The sequence below is a fragment of the Paraburkholderia sp. Clong3 genome (genome assembly GCF_050436485.1).
Classification (GTDB): Bacteria; Pseudomonadota; Gammaproteobacteria; order Burkholderiales; family Burkholderiaceae; genus Paraburkholderia; species Paraburkholderia tuberum.
Window position 1 is genome coordinate 2,134,711 of record NZ_JBNDMH010000002.1, and the last position, 16,389, is coordinate 2,151,099.

Below are 16,389 nucleotides of genomic sequence, written 5' to 3' on the forward strand. Positions count from 1 at the left end.
ACTCGGGTTAGTGCCTCGCGTGTGAGCTCCCAACCGAAAGCTATAGCCGTACACGAGCAGCGGCACCTGTGGTGATCGGCCAACAATCAATCTTCGGTAACCAGCTCGGACACTCAGGTTTCCACTGCGCCCAGGAAGCAGCCATTAAATCTGAGGGATAGCGGTCGCTTCTCATCTTGAGGTTTGTTCGATGCCTGCCCATGTCCGTGGACTCGGGGTGCGCGCCGGCGCGTGCGGGCAGGCGTTGAATAAACCTGAAGGGAGGAAACCGCGGAGTGCTCTGATGCAATGGAGTCTTCGGGGCTATGGCGATTGATTGCCCGGGATGGCGAGCGGTGTTGCGGGATGCGTGGTCAGGCGGGAGGCCGGTTGAGGGCTGAGGTTGTGCCGAAGCGGTGCAGTGGCGCCATCGTGATGGCGGAACGGACGTGCAAGGGCCTGTGCGAAGCGACAGACGCAAAGGTCTGCTCGTGGGCCGCGTTGCCGCAAAGCCGAGGGTCGGGTTGTTCGTCCTGGAACAGTGGCGCTCATATCTCGCCCCGGCGCGTGGGTGGTGCGCGGATCGGTGCAATGCGCGCAAGGATATCGATGACGATCATCGGCGCGCCGCAGTGCCGGCAGATGAAGGCGGGGCGCGTTTCGATGACGGTTTCGTGAGCTGATGTGTTGACGTCGGTCGCGACGTGCAGCAGTTCGCGGACCTTCGCGAGACTGGCGCGGCGCACCGGGTTGGCGAGCAGTCCGTAGTGACGGATACGATGGAAGCCACCGGGCAGCACATGGAGCAGGAAGCGGCGCATGAACTCGCCGGCTTCGAGGGTCATGGTCTTGTAGCGGGTGTGCCCCTTCGCACGGTAGTCCTTCCAGCGGAAGGTCACGCCGCGTTCATCGAATGCAAGCAGGCGCTGGCTGGAGATCGCGACGCGGTGCGTATAGCGCGACAGGTACGCGAGCACTGCTTCGGGTCCTGCAAAGGGACGCTTTGCGTAGACGACCCATTCGCAGGCACGCAGCGGCGCAAGCCACACGTCAAAGACAGCTGGGTCGGCAAGTTCAGCGTACTGGCCGAAGAACTGCAGGTGGCCGTGCCGGTGCGCGTCCGTGAGCGCTTCGAGCAAGCGCCTGCGGAACAGGCGCGATAGCACACGTACCGGCAGGAAGAAGCCGGGCCGGCATCCGATCCACCGCTGACCATCGGGCGACAGCCCACCACCGGGGACGATACCGTGTACGTGCGGATGATGCGTGAGTGCCGAGCCCCAGGTGTGCAGCACGAGCGTCGCGCCGATCTGGGCGCCGAGGTGCTTCGGATCAGCGGCAATGGTGCGTAGCGTTTCGGCGGCGATATCGAACAGCAGCCCGTAGATGACGGCCTTGTTGTACCAGGCGATGGCACTGATGGGCGCGGGCAGCGTGAAGACGACATGGTAGTACCCGACCGGAAGCAGATCGGCCTGGCGTGCCTGGAGCCAGCGATGCGCAGCACTGCCCTGGCACTTCGGGCAATGACGGTTGCGGCAGGAGTTGTAGGCAACCTCGATGCGGTCGCAGCCGGCGCAGCGCAGCACATGCCCCCCGAGTGCCGCACTGCGGCACTGTTCGATGGCCGACATGACCTTCAGCTGCCCCAGGCTCAGCGCTACCGTGCGCCGCCACGCCGGCCCGCAGGCGCGGAAGATATCCGCGACCTCCAGCACGGGGTGCTCCGCGTGCGGCCGGGCTAGCCGGCGGGCAGGCGGTCCAGCGGACTGACCACCTTGCGCAGGAGGTCAGTGGCAACCTGGGTATAGAGCGTGGTGGTCTCGATCTGCCTGTGTCCAAGGAGCACCTGGATCACGCGGATATCCTCCTTCTGTTCCAGCAGGTGCGTGGCAAAGGAATGCCTCAGCGTGTGCATGGATACGCGCTTGTCGATGTTTGCGGTCTCGGCGGCCGCATGGATGGCGCGGGTCAGTTGCCGCGTGCTGAGCGGGTCGATCGGATCGAGGCCCGGAAAGAGCCACCCGCCATCGAGCATGCAGCCCTGGGCACGGGCAACGCGCCACCAGACGCGCAGACGTTCGAGCAGGACCGGCGAGAGCATCGCGTAGCGGTCACGGCGGCCCTTGCCCTGCTCGATGCGCAGGGTCATGCGCTGGCTGTCGATGTCGCTGACCCTGAGGGCGACCACTTCGCTCGCACGCAGCCCGGCGCCATAGGCGACCGACAGCGCGGTCTGATGCTTGAGGTTTCCGGCTGCCGCGATGAGCCGGCGCACCTCCTCGGGGCTGAGCACAACCGGGAGCGTGCGAGGCACGCGTACCGGCTGCATCCGCGCCATCAGCTCAGGCCGGCCGAGCGTGACTTCGAAGAAGAACTTCAGACCGCTGATCGCGGCGTTCAGCGACACCGGCGACGCGCCGTGATCGACCAGATGCAGCTGGTAGTCCCGGAGGTCCTCGACAGTGGCGGTATCGGGTAAACGCCCGAGGTATCGGGCGAACTGACGTACGGCACGTAGGTAGGCGGCCTGGGTCTTGGGTGCGAACTTGCGCATGCGCAAGTCCTCAAGCATACGGCGGCGCAGCGGGCTGATGCCCGGATCGGAGGAGGTCATGATGGGGCTCCTGCTGGAGGACGAGGCGGATTGCCTCAACCACCAACATAAGCGCCGGCGCCACTGGCCTCCCATTCGCCGCCAGAGACGGGCCGCAGCCCCCTACCGCGCGAGCGGTTTAGTCCATTCGGCCATACCCGACGTTCGGCTGTCGGGGTTTGTGAGGCCGCTCCAAGTCGCATTTCCGACATTCGCATGTCGGAGTTGGCGAATGTCGCACTCGCTGCGAGCGAATGCGTACTGTCGACCCCTTTCGGTCCTTCGACGCAACGTTGTGAAATCGTCAGGTTTGGAGGGCGGATTCAAACGGCCATTCCATCGCGATGACGGTTCGCAATCCTGGATACGGGTGGTGGCGAGCAACTCTCCGCGTCGAACTTACGGAGCGTTGTTCAACCGAGGTCAGGACGTCGCCGCGCCGCCATCTGCACACCAGTCACGTCCGTTTCGCAACCAGATCTAGAACCGCTTCGCGAAGCCGACCGTAAAACCGTGCGGGAGAATCTGCACGAACAGGGGTGTCTGCCACGTCGTGCTCAAGTATCCTACCGCCGTGCCCAGCGCCCAACCGGCGAGGACGTCGGTCTGCCAATGCGCCTGGCTTTTCACGCGTGCGATCGAATCATAGAGCGGCAACACCTCGAGTGCCCAAACCCACGGATCACGCCGACCATAGTTGACGATGAACGGCGTTACGAAACTCGCCTGAAGGGTGACTTCACCACTGGGAAAACTCTTTCCGCCGCTGAACCATTGGTTCGGTCCCTGGCCAGCGCTGGGCCGCTGGCGACCGAACGCATACTTCATGCCTTGAGCAGCGACCGCCGATATCGCCGTAGCGTCGGCCGTTTGCCAGAATGTATGGCCCAGTTCGTTGTCGTTCCCAAGCCACAGAGCCCCACCCGCCGTCGTGGCTATCACGGCGTATTCAAGTGCGAGCTGAACATTGCGGTTCCATATGCCGCTCTGATCCAGCGCGACTTCATGATCGATCCCGCCGGCATATGCGCCTGAAAAAGTGAACGCCGTGATTGCGGCGGCTCCGCACCGTCTCCCTGTCACCCTGATTCCAGAAGTCATCGATCTCATTTTCGCCCTCGCGCAGCAGTGTGGCGAAAGGTTCGCGTAACTAGCTTTCTGCAGTTACTTTAAGACGCAACGTGAACGACGATCGCGGCCCGCACCATGATCGCCATGGATCATGGTGGCGACGATTGAAGGCAACTTCAGTCCGCCCCGGATCTATTCAAAACCTTCCGATGCTTCAATTGGCGCCTCGATGCGTAACCGCCCGCAGGAGGAACTGCCGTCAGCGTACCAACGCGACGGGATGCGCAGCATGTGCTCGAATACGGTGAAACACATGTTGCACAAGATCGTACTAGACCGATCTGAAGGAAACGTTAAGACCCGAAACGTTTCCAATGCTTAGGGAGCTAAGCCATGTCACGTCAGCATCGAATTGATCGTGCCGGGCATATTCTCGCGATGGAACCAGAGGCGGCTTGAAAGGTCCTGTTAGCGCGGCACTCAACAACATGTCGAACCAATGTCGTCGGCCCCGGATCTCTGGTTTACCCAGGCCTGTGGCTGCCTGGGAAATCCCCAAATCCATGAACAGGACAGCCTGCCAGCATGAGTGCTTACGCCGCTAGACCGGCCTCAAGAGAAATGGCTGGTGTTGAAATGGATACGCATCCTCTACCGCTGCTGGCCAGACTGGGACACGATACGACGAAAGCGTCTATCTAAACGCATTGAGGAAGCGAGGCTCGCCCCTTCTTGCAAACCTCATGCTTCCCCCTTCTAAAACCTTGACGGACCGCCTCAGGGCGTGAAGCGCTCGATCAGAGTCCGAAATCAAACGTCCGCTGTCGGTACGATTTCGGCCCGTCAACACAACCTCGTTGAACATTGCCTCCTGGCCGAACCTTGGCCGATGATGAACTGCATAGCGACCCGGCATGAACAACCCGCCGCGCCTCGAAACCGTCGTGGCACGGTGTTCCTTTTGCGCAAAGGTGATTTCGATGTCCGGCACTTCCGGCGCCAACGCCCCGCGCCTAAAGTCAGGTCAGCCTTCGGATGCGGATCCTCACAAATGGAACCGCGCGAAGCCCCCTCAAAACTCAAAAGGAGCAAAACCATGCTGACCAGGACATCCCCCGCGCTTCTCACCAAACCGAATGTCGCCACGGAAGACGCGCAATACTTCGAATACACTTCGTCCGCCAATCCGATCGGTGCGAAGCTCATCTCGCGTGTGCCGTTCTGCAGCTTCTCGCCTTCGCTTTATGCAGACGGCGCAACCCGAGTCGTGCCGCTTGACCTGTCTGCGGAGTTGGGCTGCCCGGGTCCCGCGACCGGTCCCGGCTTGAGCGCCAACTTCCTGCGCATCAATGCGGGCGACGCGTTGACACTCGATCCCAATGCGACCTCGCAGGTCTGCTACGTCATTAGCGGAGCGGGTAGCGTGCAGCAGTCCGAAACGAGCTTCCCCTTTTCGATGGGCGATTTCTTCACGCTCCCAGGCGGCCATGCCACGGTGCTGTCCGCTGCTGCGACGGCCACGCTCTATTACGTCAATGACGCGCCACTGCTCACCTATCTTGGTACCACCGGGGTACATGCGCGCTTTGCGCCGACACGCTATCCGGCCGCCGAGGCGCAGGCAGCACTGCGCGCGGTCGCGGAACAAGCGAACGCGGGTCGTCGCAACCGCATCAGCGTACTAATGGGCAACACCAACTTTCCGCACACGCGCACGGTCACGCATGTGTTGTGGGCGATGTTCGGCATCGTGCCGCCCAACTCGGTGCAGAAGCCGCACCGGCACCAGTCGATTGCACTCGACTTCATCGCCAGCGGCAAGCTGGGTGTCTATACGCTGGTCGGAACGGAACTGGACAGGGATGGCAATATCGTGAACCCGACCCGCGTCGATTGGAAAACGGGGATGGCATTCGTCACGCCGCCGGGACACTGGCATGCGCATTTCAACGAAACGAACGAAAACGCCTATGTGATTCCGATCCAGGATGCAGGCTTGCAGACTTACCTGCGCACGCTAGACATCCGCTTCGCGCATCAAGGCTGACGCTCCAGTGCGAGTCCGTCGTCCCAGTACGGCGGCTCGCCAAACGCCTCGGCATAGAAATCCACGAAGGCGCGCACCTTCGACGAGACGATCTTCTTCGGTGGGTAGACCGCCCAGACCGCGGGTTCGGCTCGTCCGGTGCGTGCTTCCCATTCCGGTAGCACATGCTGCAAGCGTCCTCCGCGCAGGGCCGTAGAGGCGAGCCATGTCGGCAGGAGCGCCACGCCACAACCGGCCACGGCGAGCGCGAGCACGGCTTCGGAGTCGTCAGCGCGCAAGCGCCCCTGCAACTCCACCAGCACCTGTTCCTGTTCTTGCGACGCCCGCGCGTCCGCGGTGACCAGCGTGAAATACCATTTGTCGTCCGGGACCAGGGACACGCGAAGCGCATCGCGCGCGGCCAGATCGCCAGGCACACGCGGTGTGCCGCTACGCGCGAAATACGCCGGGCTGCCACAGACGATACGACGATGCGGTGCCAGGCGCCTCGCCATCAATGACGAATCGGGCAGCACGCCGGTACGGATCGCCACATCAATGCCCGCATCGATCATGTTGAGCGTTTCGTCCGTAGAGACGATGTCGAGGTCGATATCAGGATAGCGCGCCATGAAGGCCGGCAGATGCGGCACGATGTGCAGGCGGCCGAATGCCGGTGGCATTGTCACGCGCAGCACGCCTTGTGGCGTGCGATTTAGCGACGACGTCACTTCGCGCGCGTCATCGAGTGCTTGCAACGCTAACAAGGCGTGTTCACGAAACAGCCGGCCGCCTTCTGTCAGGACGAGGCCGCGCGTCGACCGGTTGAATAGGGCGATGCCCAGATCTCTTTCGAGTTCGCTTACATAGCGGGAGACAGTCGAGGTCTTGACTGACAGTGCATTGGCCGTCTTGCTGAAGCTCTGCAGTTCCGCTGCGCAAACGAAGGCCCGTACTGCGGCGAAGTAGTCCATGGACTGTCTGACGTGGATGGGATTACCTGGCTTTTGCCGAGATCGGTAGTGTACTGCCCCGGCGCGGCCAGCGTGATGAGGAGTCGATCACGTCGTGAAAGCTACCGCGTTTAGATGCAAGGTCCGCTTCATGAGAACCGCGGTCGTTTGTTGCAGGTCCGCGAGTGTCGCTCGTTCCCCGGCTGCAGCCCGGCAGCGATTGGCGGCACGCGACCCCTTCGAGTCACTCAATCCACGTTGACGAATGTCCCCTTGCTGCCCTACAGGAGGCCATCGTCAATCTGTTCGCCCCGAAGGGCTTTTCAAGTCAAGGCCGAAGGTAGTCCATTGGCAGCACTTATTGGCGGATCAGTCATACCTTGCCGGGATTTAACGGCATCGGGAGCACCCGTCAAAAAATGTTCATGGTCAAGCGGCCCAGATGGACTATATACAAACGAGGGGCGGCGAATGGCTGTACGTCCGACGAAAACCGCCCTTGACTCAGGTCCGCGAGAGCCGCAGTCAAGCCGAACGGAGATGTACGACGCCGAATAGTCGCGACCCGTCTGTTCCCACATGGACCGGTCAGTGGATTGCAGCGTTAGCATCATTGCCGGGGGCGACGCGCTCCCGGCCAATCCACCGCTTCCCGATGTTCCCTGTTCGACCTCCTTAACCACCGTTAGTAAACGCGACAAGGGGTGAAGTAATGAAACAGCTCGCGAACTGGGTAACGCTCTTGCAGGTCTGCCTGTAGCCCAATTTATCAAGGACGTAACGTACAGCTACCTGCTCTGCCCACTCGTCCATCCGACGTCACCCGTTCGCTCGTCGCCCACGCAAGGAGTACGCCATGTCATTTATCACGTGCCGTTTAACGTTTCTGTTGCGAACCATCGCGTTCGCTACGGCGTTAGGATTCGCTTCAATCAGCATTGCGCAAGCCGATTCGGAGGTCGATCCGCCAGGAGCGGTTTACGTTCTGTCAAACCAGCCGTCCGGGAACTCCGTTCTTGTCTATTCGCGGGCTGCCAACGGAATACTCACCTATGAAGCCACGTACTCAACCGGCGGCCAAGGAGCAGGCACAGGAACCGATCCGCTAGGCTCGCAGGGTTCGCTGACGTTGCAAGGGGGCTTTCTGTTCGCCGTGAATGCCGGCAGCAATGAAGTTTCGCTGTTCGCGGTCGACGGCAGCAAACTGACGCTGCTCGACAAAAAACCATCGGGCGGTCAAATGCCCGTCAGCGTGACAGTCAAGGGGCCCATCGCGTATGTGCTCAATGCCGGCGGCACACCGAACGGCGGCACACCGAACATCAGTGGCTTTATCGTCGACGCGTTTGGCAAGCGTCTCGTTCCGTTACCGGGTTCACAGCGACCACTTGCCGGCGGAAACCTCGCCCAGCCCGCGCAAGTGAAGTTTGCGCCGGAAGGCAACGAACTGCTCGTGACCGAAAAGGGCACACAATTCATTGACACGTATTATGTCGGCTTCACCGGTTACGCCTCGACTCCAACCCGCCACAGGTCAAACGGCGTCACGCCGTTTGGCTTTTCCATCACGACCCGGGGTTATGCGATCGTCTCCGAGGCCGGGTCTGATTCGGTTTCCTCATATGAGGTCGAGGACAGCAAACATCTGACTTCCATCAGTGCAGCAATTCCCTTGGGCCAGAGCGCCCCTTGCTGGCTTGTCACCACGGGCGATGGACGTTTTGCCTACACCGCCAATGCCGGTAGCGGCTCGATCAGCAGTCTGCGGATCGCGGCGGACGGTACAGTACGCTTGCTCAATCCGACTGCAGGCACACTCAGCGCTCCCCTTGACATGGCGCTCAGTGGTCACAGCAAATTCCTCTACGTTCGTGAAGGTAACGGCGCTGTAAGTGGCTTTCGCGTGATGCCAGACGGAACACTCGAGCCACTTGGCTCAGTCACCGGCGTACCGTCGGGGGCACAAGGGATCGCGGCGCGCTAGACACATCTCCCCCCGCGCGGGGAGATGTGCACGCGGGATCATGCTTTCGTATCCCTGTACCGGCAGCCTTCGCGCAAGAACGTTGCCGGTACCGCTGAGCACCCGCCGTCCACCTTGACCCGATTGAAATCGAGGCTCCCGGTCAAGCAGGGGTTAGGTGAGTCCAAACGGGCGACGGTGAGCGAGTCGAATCCCATCACTTTCTTCTGCCCAACCGACGCTCGAACGCCATTGACCCGCTTTCGATCACGTTCATACGGGTAGCGACACGCTGCGTCTATCTGGCGGTCATCCTCCAGCCAGATCAGTACCATCCGATTCGGCGAGCGGCGCGACGCATCCTACACTTAAGTTGAACCGCGCAGGCTTGCACGTGGCTGCGCCACAAATTGGGCCGAACGCATATTGCGCTGATGGCCATCGATAGCGAGCATGGCGCGGTCGCGTTCGGCGGCGACCGAGGGATTCGTATCGCCTCCGGATATGTCTCAGAGGGCTAACCACCAAGGAGGCGGTTTATGAACAGTAAGTTAGCCAACCCGGCGCCGCTCGGGCTCGCTGGATTCGCATTCACCACATGGATGCTCAGCATGGTGAACGCCGGCTGGTTCGACAAGGATGCCTTGGGGCTCGTGCTGGCGCTGGCGTTCGCTTTCGGCGGCACGGCGCAGATGATCGCGGGCGTGCTCGAATTTCCACGCGGCAATACGCTAGGCACGGTGGCGTTCCTCAGTTACGGCGCCTTCTGGTGGTCCTTTGCGCTGTTTGTCGCGTTCCTGGGCACCAGGGTGCCTGAGGCCTTCATCGGCTGGTATCTGTTTGTGTGGGGGGTCTTCACGTTCTACATGTGGATCGGCTCGCTGCACACGAGTACCTCTGTGCAACTGGTGTTTCTCTCGCTGTGGATCACTTTTCTGCTGTTGGCGATCGGCGCATGGACAGGTATGGGCGTTGCCACGCGGGCCGGCGGCTATGTAGGCTTGATCACCGCTCTACTGGCGTTCTATGCGTCGGCGGCGATGGTGATCAACGAAAGCTTCGGACACACCGTGCTTCCGACACACGACTGGGCACAAGCCCATCCGCGAGCGGCCTAGCCACTCGGCGCGGGTCGGCCGGCGTGCAGCAAGCGCGCCGGCCAGTCAGGCCTGCGGTGCTCCATGGAGACGGAGACCAAGTCTGAGTATCGAGTCTTTCCGGTATCAGCTGTTGACGGCGGCGTAAATCCGCACATAAATGGCGGCACAAGGTTCACCAGGACCGTCAACAATGAAGCGCCGTTGACGGCCTCGGTCGGGGTGGCCGGTCCCAATCAGAATGGATCGCCGATGTCGTTGAGATTGGGATCCTCGGGAGGGGAATGCTGTTCGTGCAGCAGGTCATGCAGGGCGAGGTCATAGTGCATGCAGATCCGGGCACGCAGATCCCCGATGAGTTCGACGACGGCGAGCGCCTGTTCCGGCGACCAGTTGTCCGGTATCAGGAAGTCGAGCCCACGGGTGATGCCCGAAGGCAGGTGTGCCAGGCGCTTCATGATTTCTTCTCCGCACGCGCGCTACTGCGTCTGCTGGCGCGTTGCTCGGCCCTCTCGCGCGCTTCCTTGACCCGGTAGGACTCGCCCTCGATGGCAATGACTTCGGCGCGATGGACCAGCCGGTCAACGAGCGAGACGACACAGGCGGCGTTCGGGAACACCTCGTGCCATTCGGAGAACGGTCTGTTGGTTGTGACCACGGTACTTGCCGATCCGTACCTGCGGCTGACCAGTTCGAACAGCAGATCGGCGTGGCGGTTTGAGTACGAGAGGTAACCGACCTCATCAATCACCAGGACGTCAGGGGATGCATAGCGGCGCAGGCGTCGACGCAGCGCCGAATCGCTGTCCAGTGCGGCCAGTTCGCCGAGCATCTGACCGGCGGTAGTGAACAGCGCGGTGTGACCGTGCACGAGCGCCTGATAGGCGAGATTGAGCGCGAGGGTTGACTTGCCGACACCATTCGGGCCGATCAACACGACGTTGGCGGTATCCCTGACGAACCCGAGCGACATCAACTCTTCAACGGCAAGCCGGTCGCAGCGCGTGGGCCAGCTCCAGTCGAAGTCGCACAGCGGCTTGAAGTTGCCCAGGCGGGCATCGCGGATACGTCGCTCCAGTGATCGGCGGGCGCGCTCATCCTCTTCCCACTGCAACAGCGGCGCGACCCACTGTTCGGCGGCCACATCGGTCCAATGCGCGAGCAGTCCGTACAGACGCAGGGCGTTCGCGCGCCCATGAAGGTTCTCAGGCGTGTTCATCGGCGCCTCCCGCAAGCTGGTCGTAGATGTCGAGCCGGTGTGGTGTCACCAGCGTGTCCTTGTTGCGCACGTGTTCGGGCAGGATGAGGGTGACTGGCGGCGGGGCCTGCCGTGCCTCGCGCCGGCGCTCAAGCGCCAGACGTACCGGATTGGGATGAGGCGCCGCGTCGCTGGCAAGGGTTTCCTCGATCGCGGCCTGCAGTTCGGCCGGGCCATAGCGGTCGAGCAGTCGCAGCAGGTGCGTGGTGATATTGCCCAGATTGCCGCCACGCTCAGCGGCGTGCAGCATCAGGGTCCGGCTGGCCGGCGCAGCCCGGGCCAGATGATCAAGACCGCGATGGTGACGGGCCTCGTGCTTCCTTGCGACGAGCGCATCGATGTGTGCGGCAATCTCGATCTGCGCGCCGCGATCGTAACTGCGTTCATGGGTGGCGAGCAGATCGGCGCCGTCGAGAATGCGTACGCGCCGGGGATCAGCTCGTACCGTGAGCGTGCGTCGCACATGGGTATACGGGATCGTATAGTCGTTCAGGTCGAAGCGCACGTAGGGCGTCTTGCCGACCTTCACGGCGAGAAGCAGCTCACACGGGTACGGATTCTCCGGCAACGTGAGCAGGCTGGGCTGTTCGCGCCCGAAGGCCTCGCGCACGGTGATCATGGGTTCTTCGCGGCAGGGCCGCTCAGCAGCGGGTCCCGCGCACCAGATTGCCGCCTGGGCGTTGAGATCGTCGAGGTCCGTGAATCTGCGAGCGGCAAAGAAGCTCTCGCGTACAAAGCGGATTGCCCGTTCAACGCGCCCCTTCTCGTTGCCCCGTGCGACAGCCACCGGACGAGGCTCATAACGATGATGCGCGGCGAACGCGAGCAATGTCGGGTGGAAGCGGATCGCATCGCCCTGACGCTCAAGCACGGCGCTACGCAGGTTATCGTAAAGCAGAACCCTGGGGACCCCGGACCATGCTTCGAAGGCGCCGGCATGTCCTGCCAGGAAACTGTCCATACGGGCATCGAGGAAGAAGCGCAGATAGATCTGCCGTGACCACGACAGCACCATCACGAAGGCCATCAGCGGTCGTCGTGCCCGACCGATCTGCAGGTGACCGAAGCTGGCCCAATCGACCTGCGCCTGTTCCCCGGGCAGCGTGCGCAGGCGCAGGTAAGCCTCAGGTACCGGGCGTGGCCGGTGCAGCGAGATCAGGTGCCGGAAGTGGTGGTGACTGCCCCGGTAGCCGCGCTCATACACCATCGCATACAGGCGACTGGCCGTGAGCGAGGGAAACTTCTTTAGCGTCTCGTGGATGAACGGCAGGTAAGCATCGATCTGTGAGGCTCGCTGCACGGCGCCAATCCTGGGCAGGCCGGCCTGGGCCAGCACGCGCTGGACGGTGCCGCGGTGCACGCGCAACTGGCGCGCGATGGTGCCGCAACGCCACTTCTCCACGTGGTAATAGCGCAGGATCTGCGCCTCGAGTTCAGCTCCAATGGTCATGGGTCGTTTCCTGTTCTGTCAGTAGTAGTACGAACATCACGGAAGACCCGACGGCGCAGTGGCCCGATGCGTACAAGGCCCGAACAGATGCGGCGACAGAAGCAGCAAGGCGTCGATCCGGGCGCGGCGACAGTGGATGTCGATGCGGTGGCCGTCGTCGTCGAAGTCAGTGGCAGTAGAGCATTGGCGACGGGTGTCGGGGAACGCTGATGCGTCACTTTATTGAGGCGCTGACGATAGCGACGCATCCGTTCGGCATGTGCAAAGCGGCCACGACGACTGAGTTGATAGCGTTGGCCAGCCTCGCGCAGGCGGGCGCGGCGCGAGGCCTGTGAGCAGTCGCCACCGCAGTAAATCTGGCCGCGATCGCAACGGCGGCACACGACGACCTGCGCCCGGCAGCGGGCGCACAGAAAGAGGCGGCCAGTGGCCGGCATCGGCAGTCCCCGTCAATGCCGAAGCGGAATCGACGAGGCGGATCAGCCGTGCCATACTGGCCCGGCACCCGTACCCCGTTGTGCGCGTGTGGGGCTCGACACTGGAATGAACTTGGCGGTTAGGACCGGTGTCGGGCCTGTTTCTTCGGCGGTCAGTTGTAGTCGTTCTTCTACCGCATCCCGATTCCCGCGTCATCCCCCTGCCGAACCGAACATCCCCGGTGCGTCTGCGCTCGCCCTACGGGCTCCCTCCGACGCACCCGAATGTGAGCCTCATGAAACGTCCCAGAGTCGCCGGGCTGAACAGCAATCGCGTCGCCCGGCTGTCCGACGCCGCCATCCAATGTCGGATTCCGACCGCCATTCACATCAGCTAAGTGGGTCGAGAAAGGTGGACCGACTGGACTCGTTACGAGGCGATGGATCGCCGTTCGATGGAGGTACTCTGATGTTCGAACGAATACCCCCTGACAATTCGCGCTATCGGCGGGTGTGATCACTGGCCGGCTCTACGACGTCGTAAACGTGTCAGGACGAAACGCAAAAGGCGCTAACACACAGCAAGATACCAGCGCTGGTATATCGGGGCCGGTGAAGAAATTCGGGGCGTCGGCAGCATGTCGCCTTCGTCTTGTCTGAGGAGTGGGCCATGCCGAGCACACGGCATTGCGGCACCCGTTGCTGTCGCGGCGGCGCAACGTCCTACGCCTGCTGCAAAATCTCCATTGCACGAATCGTGTCGCCCAGCGCGTCCATTGCCAGGTAGGCAACGAACTGTGTGCCGATAGCGGCAGCCGAAACGCCGCGAAGGTTGATTCCCCCGGTAGCCAACTTTTGGGTCAACTCTGCAATGATGCCCGGCCGGTCGGGGCCCATCACCCGCACCGAGTGAAGACTCGGGAGGACGTTGAACCCCACCTGCGAGGCGGCACGAATTTCTCGGTCGTTCTGAAGCGGCGCGAGAAACACGACTGCCTTCCCGGGTGCTTCCGCAGTTCGACGGGAGATGATGAATTGCAGGTTCGCTCCGGCATCTCGCAGGACACTTAACACTTCGGCGAGACCGCCGGGCCTGTCCTCGATTGTGGCCGCCCATACATCGACACGTTCAACGAGCAGATCCATGGCGCCTCTCCCGTTTGATGAACCCCAATGAAAATTTAGTTCAGGGTTGACCGACCGGCAAGTCAACGCTCGTCGTCGCGCCAACACCATTGGCCCTCGGGATGCAGCTCTTTGACAGGGAATACGTTGCTTGGCATTGCATCCGCCCTGGCCTTAAATTCGTTATGCAGCGCACGGACTGTCGCGCCTGGTGTCCAGACCCATGAGACAAGTCAAAAGACGCGCTGCCGCGGGTAGCGTGGGACACCTCGTGTCCCTGGGCACCTAGAAGCAAGGAGGAACTGTCATGTCACGAGACAAGTCATCGCGCCGCGCTTCCGCAGAGCAACAAGCGGCCGAGGTTTCCGAGGCGCAAATCGCCGTGCACTGGCCTGAAGAGGAATATTTCCCGCCGCCCGCCTCGTTCATCGCCCAAGCCAATCTGACAGACGCGGGCGTGTTCGCACGTTTCTCTCTCGACAAATTCCCCGAGTGCTTCAAGGAGTTCGCGGACCTGCTCGACTGGTACAGGTACTGGGACACGATGTTCGACGCGAGCAATCCTCCGTTCTGGCGCTGGTTCGTCGGTGGTCGGATCAATGCCTGCTACAACTGCGTGGATCGTCACCTCGCCGCCTACCGGAACAAGGCCGCGATCCATTTCGTGCCAGAGCCCGAGGACGAGACGGTCCAGCATGTCACCTACCAGGAACTTTATGTCCGCGTAAGCGAGTTCGCGGCCATGCTACGCGACTTCTGCGGTCTAAAAGCCGGTGACCGGGTTACTCTCCATATGCCTATGGTGGCGGAGCTGCCCATCACGATGCTCGCCTGCGCCCGGCTCGGGGTGATTCACTCGCAGGTATTTAGCGGCTTCAGCGGCGCGGCCTGCGCCGACCGCATCCTGGATTCCGAGAGCCGTCTGCTGATTACGATGGACGCTTACTGGCGTGGCGGCAAGCTGATCGATCACAAGGAAAAAGCCGACACCGCGTTCGCCGAAGCTGCCGGGAAGGGTCACCAGGCCGAGAAGGTTCTGATCTGGCAGCGGTATCCGGGCAAGTATTCGAGTCCGACGCAGCTCGTGGAAGAACGCGATGTCATCGTCAACGACGCCCTCAAGGCGTTCCGCGGCAAACGTGTCGAGCCCGTGCAGATGCCCGCTGAGGCACCGCTATTCCTCATGTATTCGAGCGGTACCACGGGCCGCCCCAAGGGGTGCCAGCATTCCATTGGAGGCTATCTCGCCTACGTCGCCTGGACATCGAAATACATCCAGGACATCCACCCCGAGGACGTGTATTGGTGCATGGCCGACATCGGCTGGATTACCGGTCACTCCTACATTGTCTACGGCCCGCTCGCGCTCGCGGCCTCGTCGGTCGTGTACGAAGGCGTGCCCGTCTACCCCGATGCCGGGCGCCCTTGGCGAATTGCCGAAAACCTCGGCGTCAATATCTTCCACACGTCGCCGACTGCGATCCGCGCACTGCGGCGCAGCGGACCGGACGAACCCGCGAAGTACGGCTATCACTTCAAGCACATGACGACCGTGGGCGAACCCATCGAGCCCGAAGTCTGGAAGTGGTATCACCGGTCTGTCGGGAAGGGGGAGGCCGTCATTGTCGACACGTGGTGGCAAACTGAAACGGGCGGGTTCCTTTGCAGCACGGTGCCGGCGTTGCACAAGATGAAGCCCGGCAGTGCCGGTCCGGGCATACCTGGCATTCATCCGGTGATTTACGACGACGCCGGTAATGAACTTGCAAGCGGTTCCGGCAAGGCGGGCAACATCTGTATTCTCAATCCGTGGCCCGGCGCGTTTCAGACCATCTGGAGGGCCCCGGAGCGCTACGTGAAAACGTACTATGCCCGCTACTGCCGGGATCCCAGGAGCAAGGACTGGCGCGACTGGCCCTACATGGCGGGAGACGGTGCTGTCGACGCTGCGGACGGCTACTTCCGGATTCTCGGTCGTATCGACGACGTGATCAACGTCGCCGGCCATCGCCTCGGTACCAAAGAAATCGAGTCAGCCGCCCTGCTTGTCCCCGAAGTCGTCGAAGCGGCTGTCGTGCCGGTCGCCGACGAGATCAAGGGCAGAGTGCCCGAACTGTATGTTTCGTTAAAGCCCGGGGTGGAAGCTTCGGAGGAGCTTGCAAAGCGGGTCACAAACTCGGTAGTCGATCGGATCGGAGCCATCGCGAAGCCGCACCGGGTGGTCATTGTTCCGGACATGCCCAAGACCCGGTCGGGCAAGATCATGCGGCGCGTGCTCGCAGCACTTTCAAACCATCAAGACCCCGGAGACGTATCCACGCTGGCTAACCCGGAGGTCGTTGACAGTCTGCGGGAGCTCGTGAAGTAATGGGGGTTACGTCCATGATCATCACGCGGCGCGCGCGGCGGGCGGGCGGCCATCGGGCGCCGCAGCCTTCGTCACCCATGTGACTCG

Annotated in this window: 14 protein-coding genes; 6 read left to right on the forward strand and 8 right to left on the reverse strand. The window is 62.0% G+C overall.

From position 1 onward, the window contains the following. Positions 1 to 527 precede the first annotated feature (527 nt). The 3 genes from OKW30_RS14080 to OKW30_RS14090 form a co-directional block, all read right to left on the reverse strand. On the reverse strand, positions 528 to 1,697 hold the full coding sequence (locus tag OKW30_RS14080) for an IS91 family transposase (protein ID WP_429345668.1): 1,170 nt from the start codon (positions 1,695 to 1,697) through the stop codon (positions 528 to 530). A gap of 23 nt (positions 1,698 to 1,720) precedes the next feature. Next, entirely contained in the window at positions 1,721 to 2,596 is an 876-nt protein-coding gene (locus OKW30_RS14085) for a tyrosine-type recombinase/integrase (RefSeq protein ID WP_184062687.1), read from the reverse strand. A 459-nt stretch (positions 2,597 to 3,055) separates the two neighbouring features. Continuing rightward, entirely contained in the window at positions 3,056 to 3,676 is a 621-nt protein-coding gene (locus tag OKW30_RS14090; RefSeq protein WP_221307659.1) for a phosphatase PAP2 family protein, read from the reverse strand. A 1,066-nt stretch (positions 3,677 to 4,742) separates the two neighbouring features. Here OKW30_RS14090 and OKW30_RS14095 point away from each other — a divergent pair. Next, on the forward strand, positions 4,743 to 5,693 hold the full coding sequence (locus OKW30_RS14095) for a cupin domain-containing protein (RefSeq protein ID WP_184065752.1): 951 nt from the start codon (positions 4,743 to 4,745) through the stop codon (positions 5,691 to 5,693). On the opposite strand, the gene OKW30_RS14100 is transcribed toward OKW30_RS14095, so the two are convergent. Then, complete coding sequence (locus tag OKW30_RS14100) at positions 5,684 to 6,646, reverse strand: LysR family transcriptional regulator (RefSeq protein ID WP_090803531.1); 963 nt, start codon at positions 6,644 to 6,646, stop codon at positions 5,684 to 5,686. The genes OKW30_RS14095 and OKW30_RS14100 overlap by 10 nt on opposite strands. A gap of 835 nt (positions 6,647 to 7,481) precedes the next feature. Between OKW30_RS14100 and OKW30_RS14105 the strand changes: the two genes are divergently transcribed. Together OKW30_RS14105 and OKW30_RS14110 are read left to right on the forward strand one after the other, a co-directional pair. Beyond that, positions 7,482 to 8,609, forward strand: coding sequence for a lactonase family protein (locus OKW30_RS14105; RefSeq protein WP_184065458.1), 1,128 nt, complete (start codon positions 7,482 to 7,484; stop codon positions 8,607 to 8,609). A gap of 518 nt (positions 8,610 to 9,127) precedes the next feature. Further along, positions 9,128 to 9,706, forward strand: a complete 579-nt coding sequence (locus OKW30_RS14110) for an acetate uptake transporter (protein ID WP_184065455.1) — start codon at positions 9,128 to 9,130, stop codon at positions 9,704 to 9,706. Between the two features lie 215 nt (positions 9,707 to 9,921). On the opposite strand, the gene OKW30_RS14115 is transcribed toward OKW30_RS14110, so the two are convergent. Genes OKW30_RS14115 through istA form a run of 3 tightly spaced genes read right to left on the reverse strand, consistent with a single transcriptional unit; the run spans position 9,922 to position 12,393 of the window. Next, positions 9,922 to 10,143 (reverse strand): hypothetical protein, encoded by a 222-nt coding sequence (locus OKW30_RS14115; protein WP_429345678.1) that lies wholly within the window; start codon positions 10,141 to 10,143, stop codon positions 9,922 to 9,924. Beyond that, a complete protein-coding gene (istB, locus tag OKW30_RS14120; RefSeq protein WP_429345679.1) occupies positions 10,140 to 10,904 on the reverse strand; it encodes an IS21-like element helper ATPase IstB in 765 nt (254 codons plus the stop codon). Before istB ends, OKW30_RS14115 begins: the two co-directional genes overlap by 4 nt. Beyond that, entirely contained in the window at positions 10,891 to 12,393 is a 1,503-nt protein-coding gene (istA, locus tag OKW30_RS14125; RefSeq protein ID WP_429345680.1) for an IS21 family transposase, read from the reverse strand. Before istA ends, istB begins: the two co-directional genes overlap by 14 nt. Positions 12,394 to 12,459: 66 nt before the next feature. On the opposite strand from istA, the gene OKW30_RS14130 reads away from it, so the two are divergent. Beyond that, complete coding sequence (locus OKW30_RS14130; protein ID WP_176133875.1) at positions 12,460 to 12,603, forward strand: hypothetical protein; 144 nt, start codon at positions 12,460 to 12,462, stop codon at positions 12,601 to 12,603. Then, positions 12,603 to 12,728, forward strand: a complete 126-nt coding sequence (locus OKW30_RS14135; RefSeq protein ID WP_256211476.1) for a hypothetical protein — start codon at positions 12,603 to 12,605, stop codon at positions 12,726 to 12,728. Before OKW30_RS14130 ends, OKW30_RS14135 begins: the two co-directional genes overlap by 1 nt. A gap of 804 nt (positions 12,729 to 13,532) precedes the next feature. On the opposite strand, the gene OKW30_RS14140 is transcribed toward OKW30_RS14135, so the two are convergent. Beyond that, positions 13,533 to 13,955, reverse strand: coding sequence for an ACT domain-containing protein (locus OKW30_RS14140; RefSeq protein WP_090803525.1), 423 nt, complete (start codon positions 13,953 to 13,955; stop codon positions 13,533 to 13,535). Positions 13,956 to 14,241: 286 nt separating this feature from the next. Here OKW30_RS14140 and acs point away from each other — a divergent pair, with 286 nt between their 5' ends. Then, positions 14,242 to 16,302 carry an acetate--CoA ligase gene (acs, locus tag OKW30_RS14145; protein ID WP_184065452.1) on the forward strand — a complete coding sequence of 687 codons (2,061 nt, stop codon included), beginning with the start codon at positions 14,242 to 14,244 and terminating at the stop codon, positions 16,300 to 16,302. Positions 16,303 to 16,389 lie beyond the last annotated feature (87 nt).

Bases quoted from the DNA above. Each gene is read 5' to 3' on its own strand.
- OKW30_RS14090 (WP_221307659.1), bottom strand. From the start codon at position 3,676: ATGACTTCTGGAATCAGGGTGACAGGGAGACGGTGCGGAGCCGCCGCA.
- OKW30_RS14110 (WP_184065455.1), top strand. From the start codon at position 9,128: ATGAACAGTAAGTTAGCCAACCCGGCGCCGCTCGGGCTCGCTGGATTC.
- OKW30_RS14105 (WP_184065458.1), top strand. From the start codon at position 7,482: ATGTCATTTATCACGTGCCGTTTAACGTTTCTGTTGCGAACCATCGCG.
- istB (WP_429345679.1), bottom strand. From the start codon at position 10,904: ATGAACACGCCTGAGAACCTTCATGGGCGCGCGAACGCCCTGCGTCTG.
- istA (WP_429345680.1), bottom strand. From the start codon at position 12,393: ATGACCATTGGAGCTGAACTCGAGGCGCAGATCCTGCGCTATTACCAC.
- OKW30_RS14115 (WP_429345678.1), bottom strand. From the start codon at position 10,143: ATGAAGCGCCTGGCACACCTGCCTTCGGGCATCACCCGTGGGCTCGAC.
- OKW30_RS14095 (WP_184065752.1), top strand. From the start codon at position 4,743: ATGCTGACCAGGACATCCCCCGCGCTTCTCACCAAACCGAATGTCGCC.
- acs (WP_184065452.1), top strand. From the start codon at position 14,242: ATGTCACGAGACAAGTCATCGCGCCGCGCTTCCGCAGAGCAACAAGCG.
- OKW30_RS14135 (WP_256211476.1), top strand. From the start codon at position 12,603: ATGCGTCACTTTATTGAGGCGCTGACGATAGCGACGCATCCGTTCGGC.
- OKW30_RS14140 (WP_090803525.1), bottom strand. From the start codon at position 13,955: ATGGATCTGCTCGTTGAACGTGTCGATGTATGGGCGGCCACAATCGAG.
- OKW30_RS14085 (WP_184062687.1), bottom strand. From the start codon at position 2,596: ATGACCTCCTCCGATCCGGGCATCAGCCCGCTGCGCCGCCGTATGCTT.
- OKW30_RS14100 (WP_090803531.1), bottom strand. From the start codon at position 6,646: ATGGACTACTTCGCCGCAGTACGGGCCTTCGTTTGCGCAGCGGAACTG.
- OKW30_RS14130 (WP_176133875.1), top strand. From the start codon at position 12,460: ATGCGTACAAGGCCCGAACAGATGCGGCGACAGAAGCAGCAAGGCGTC.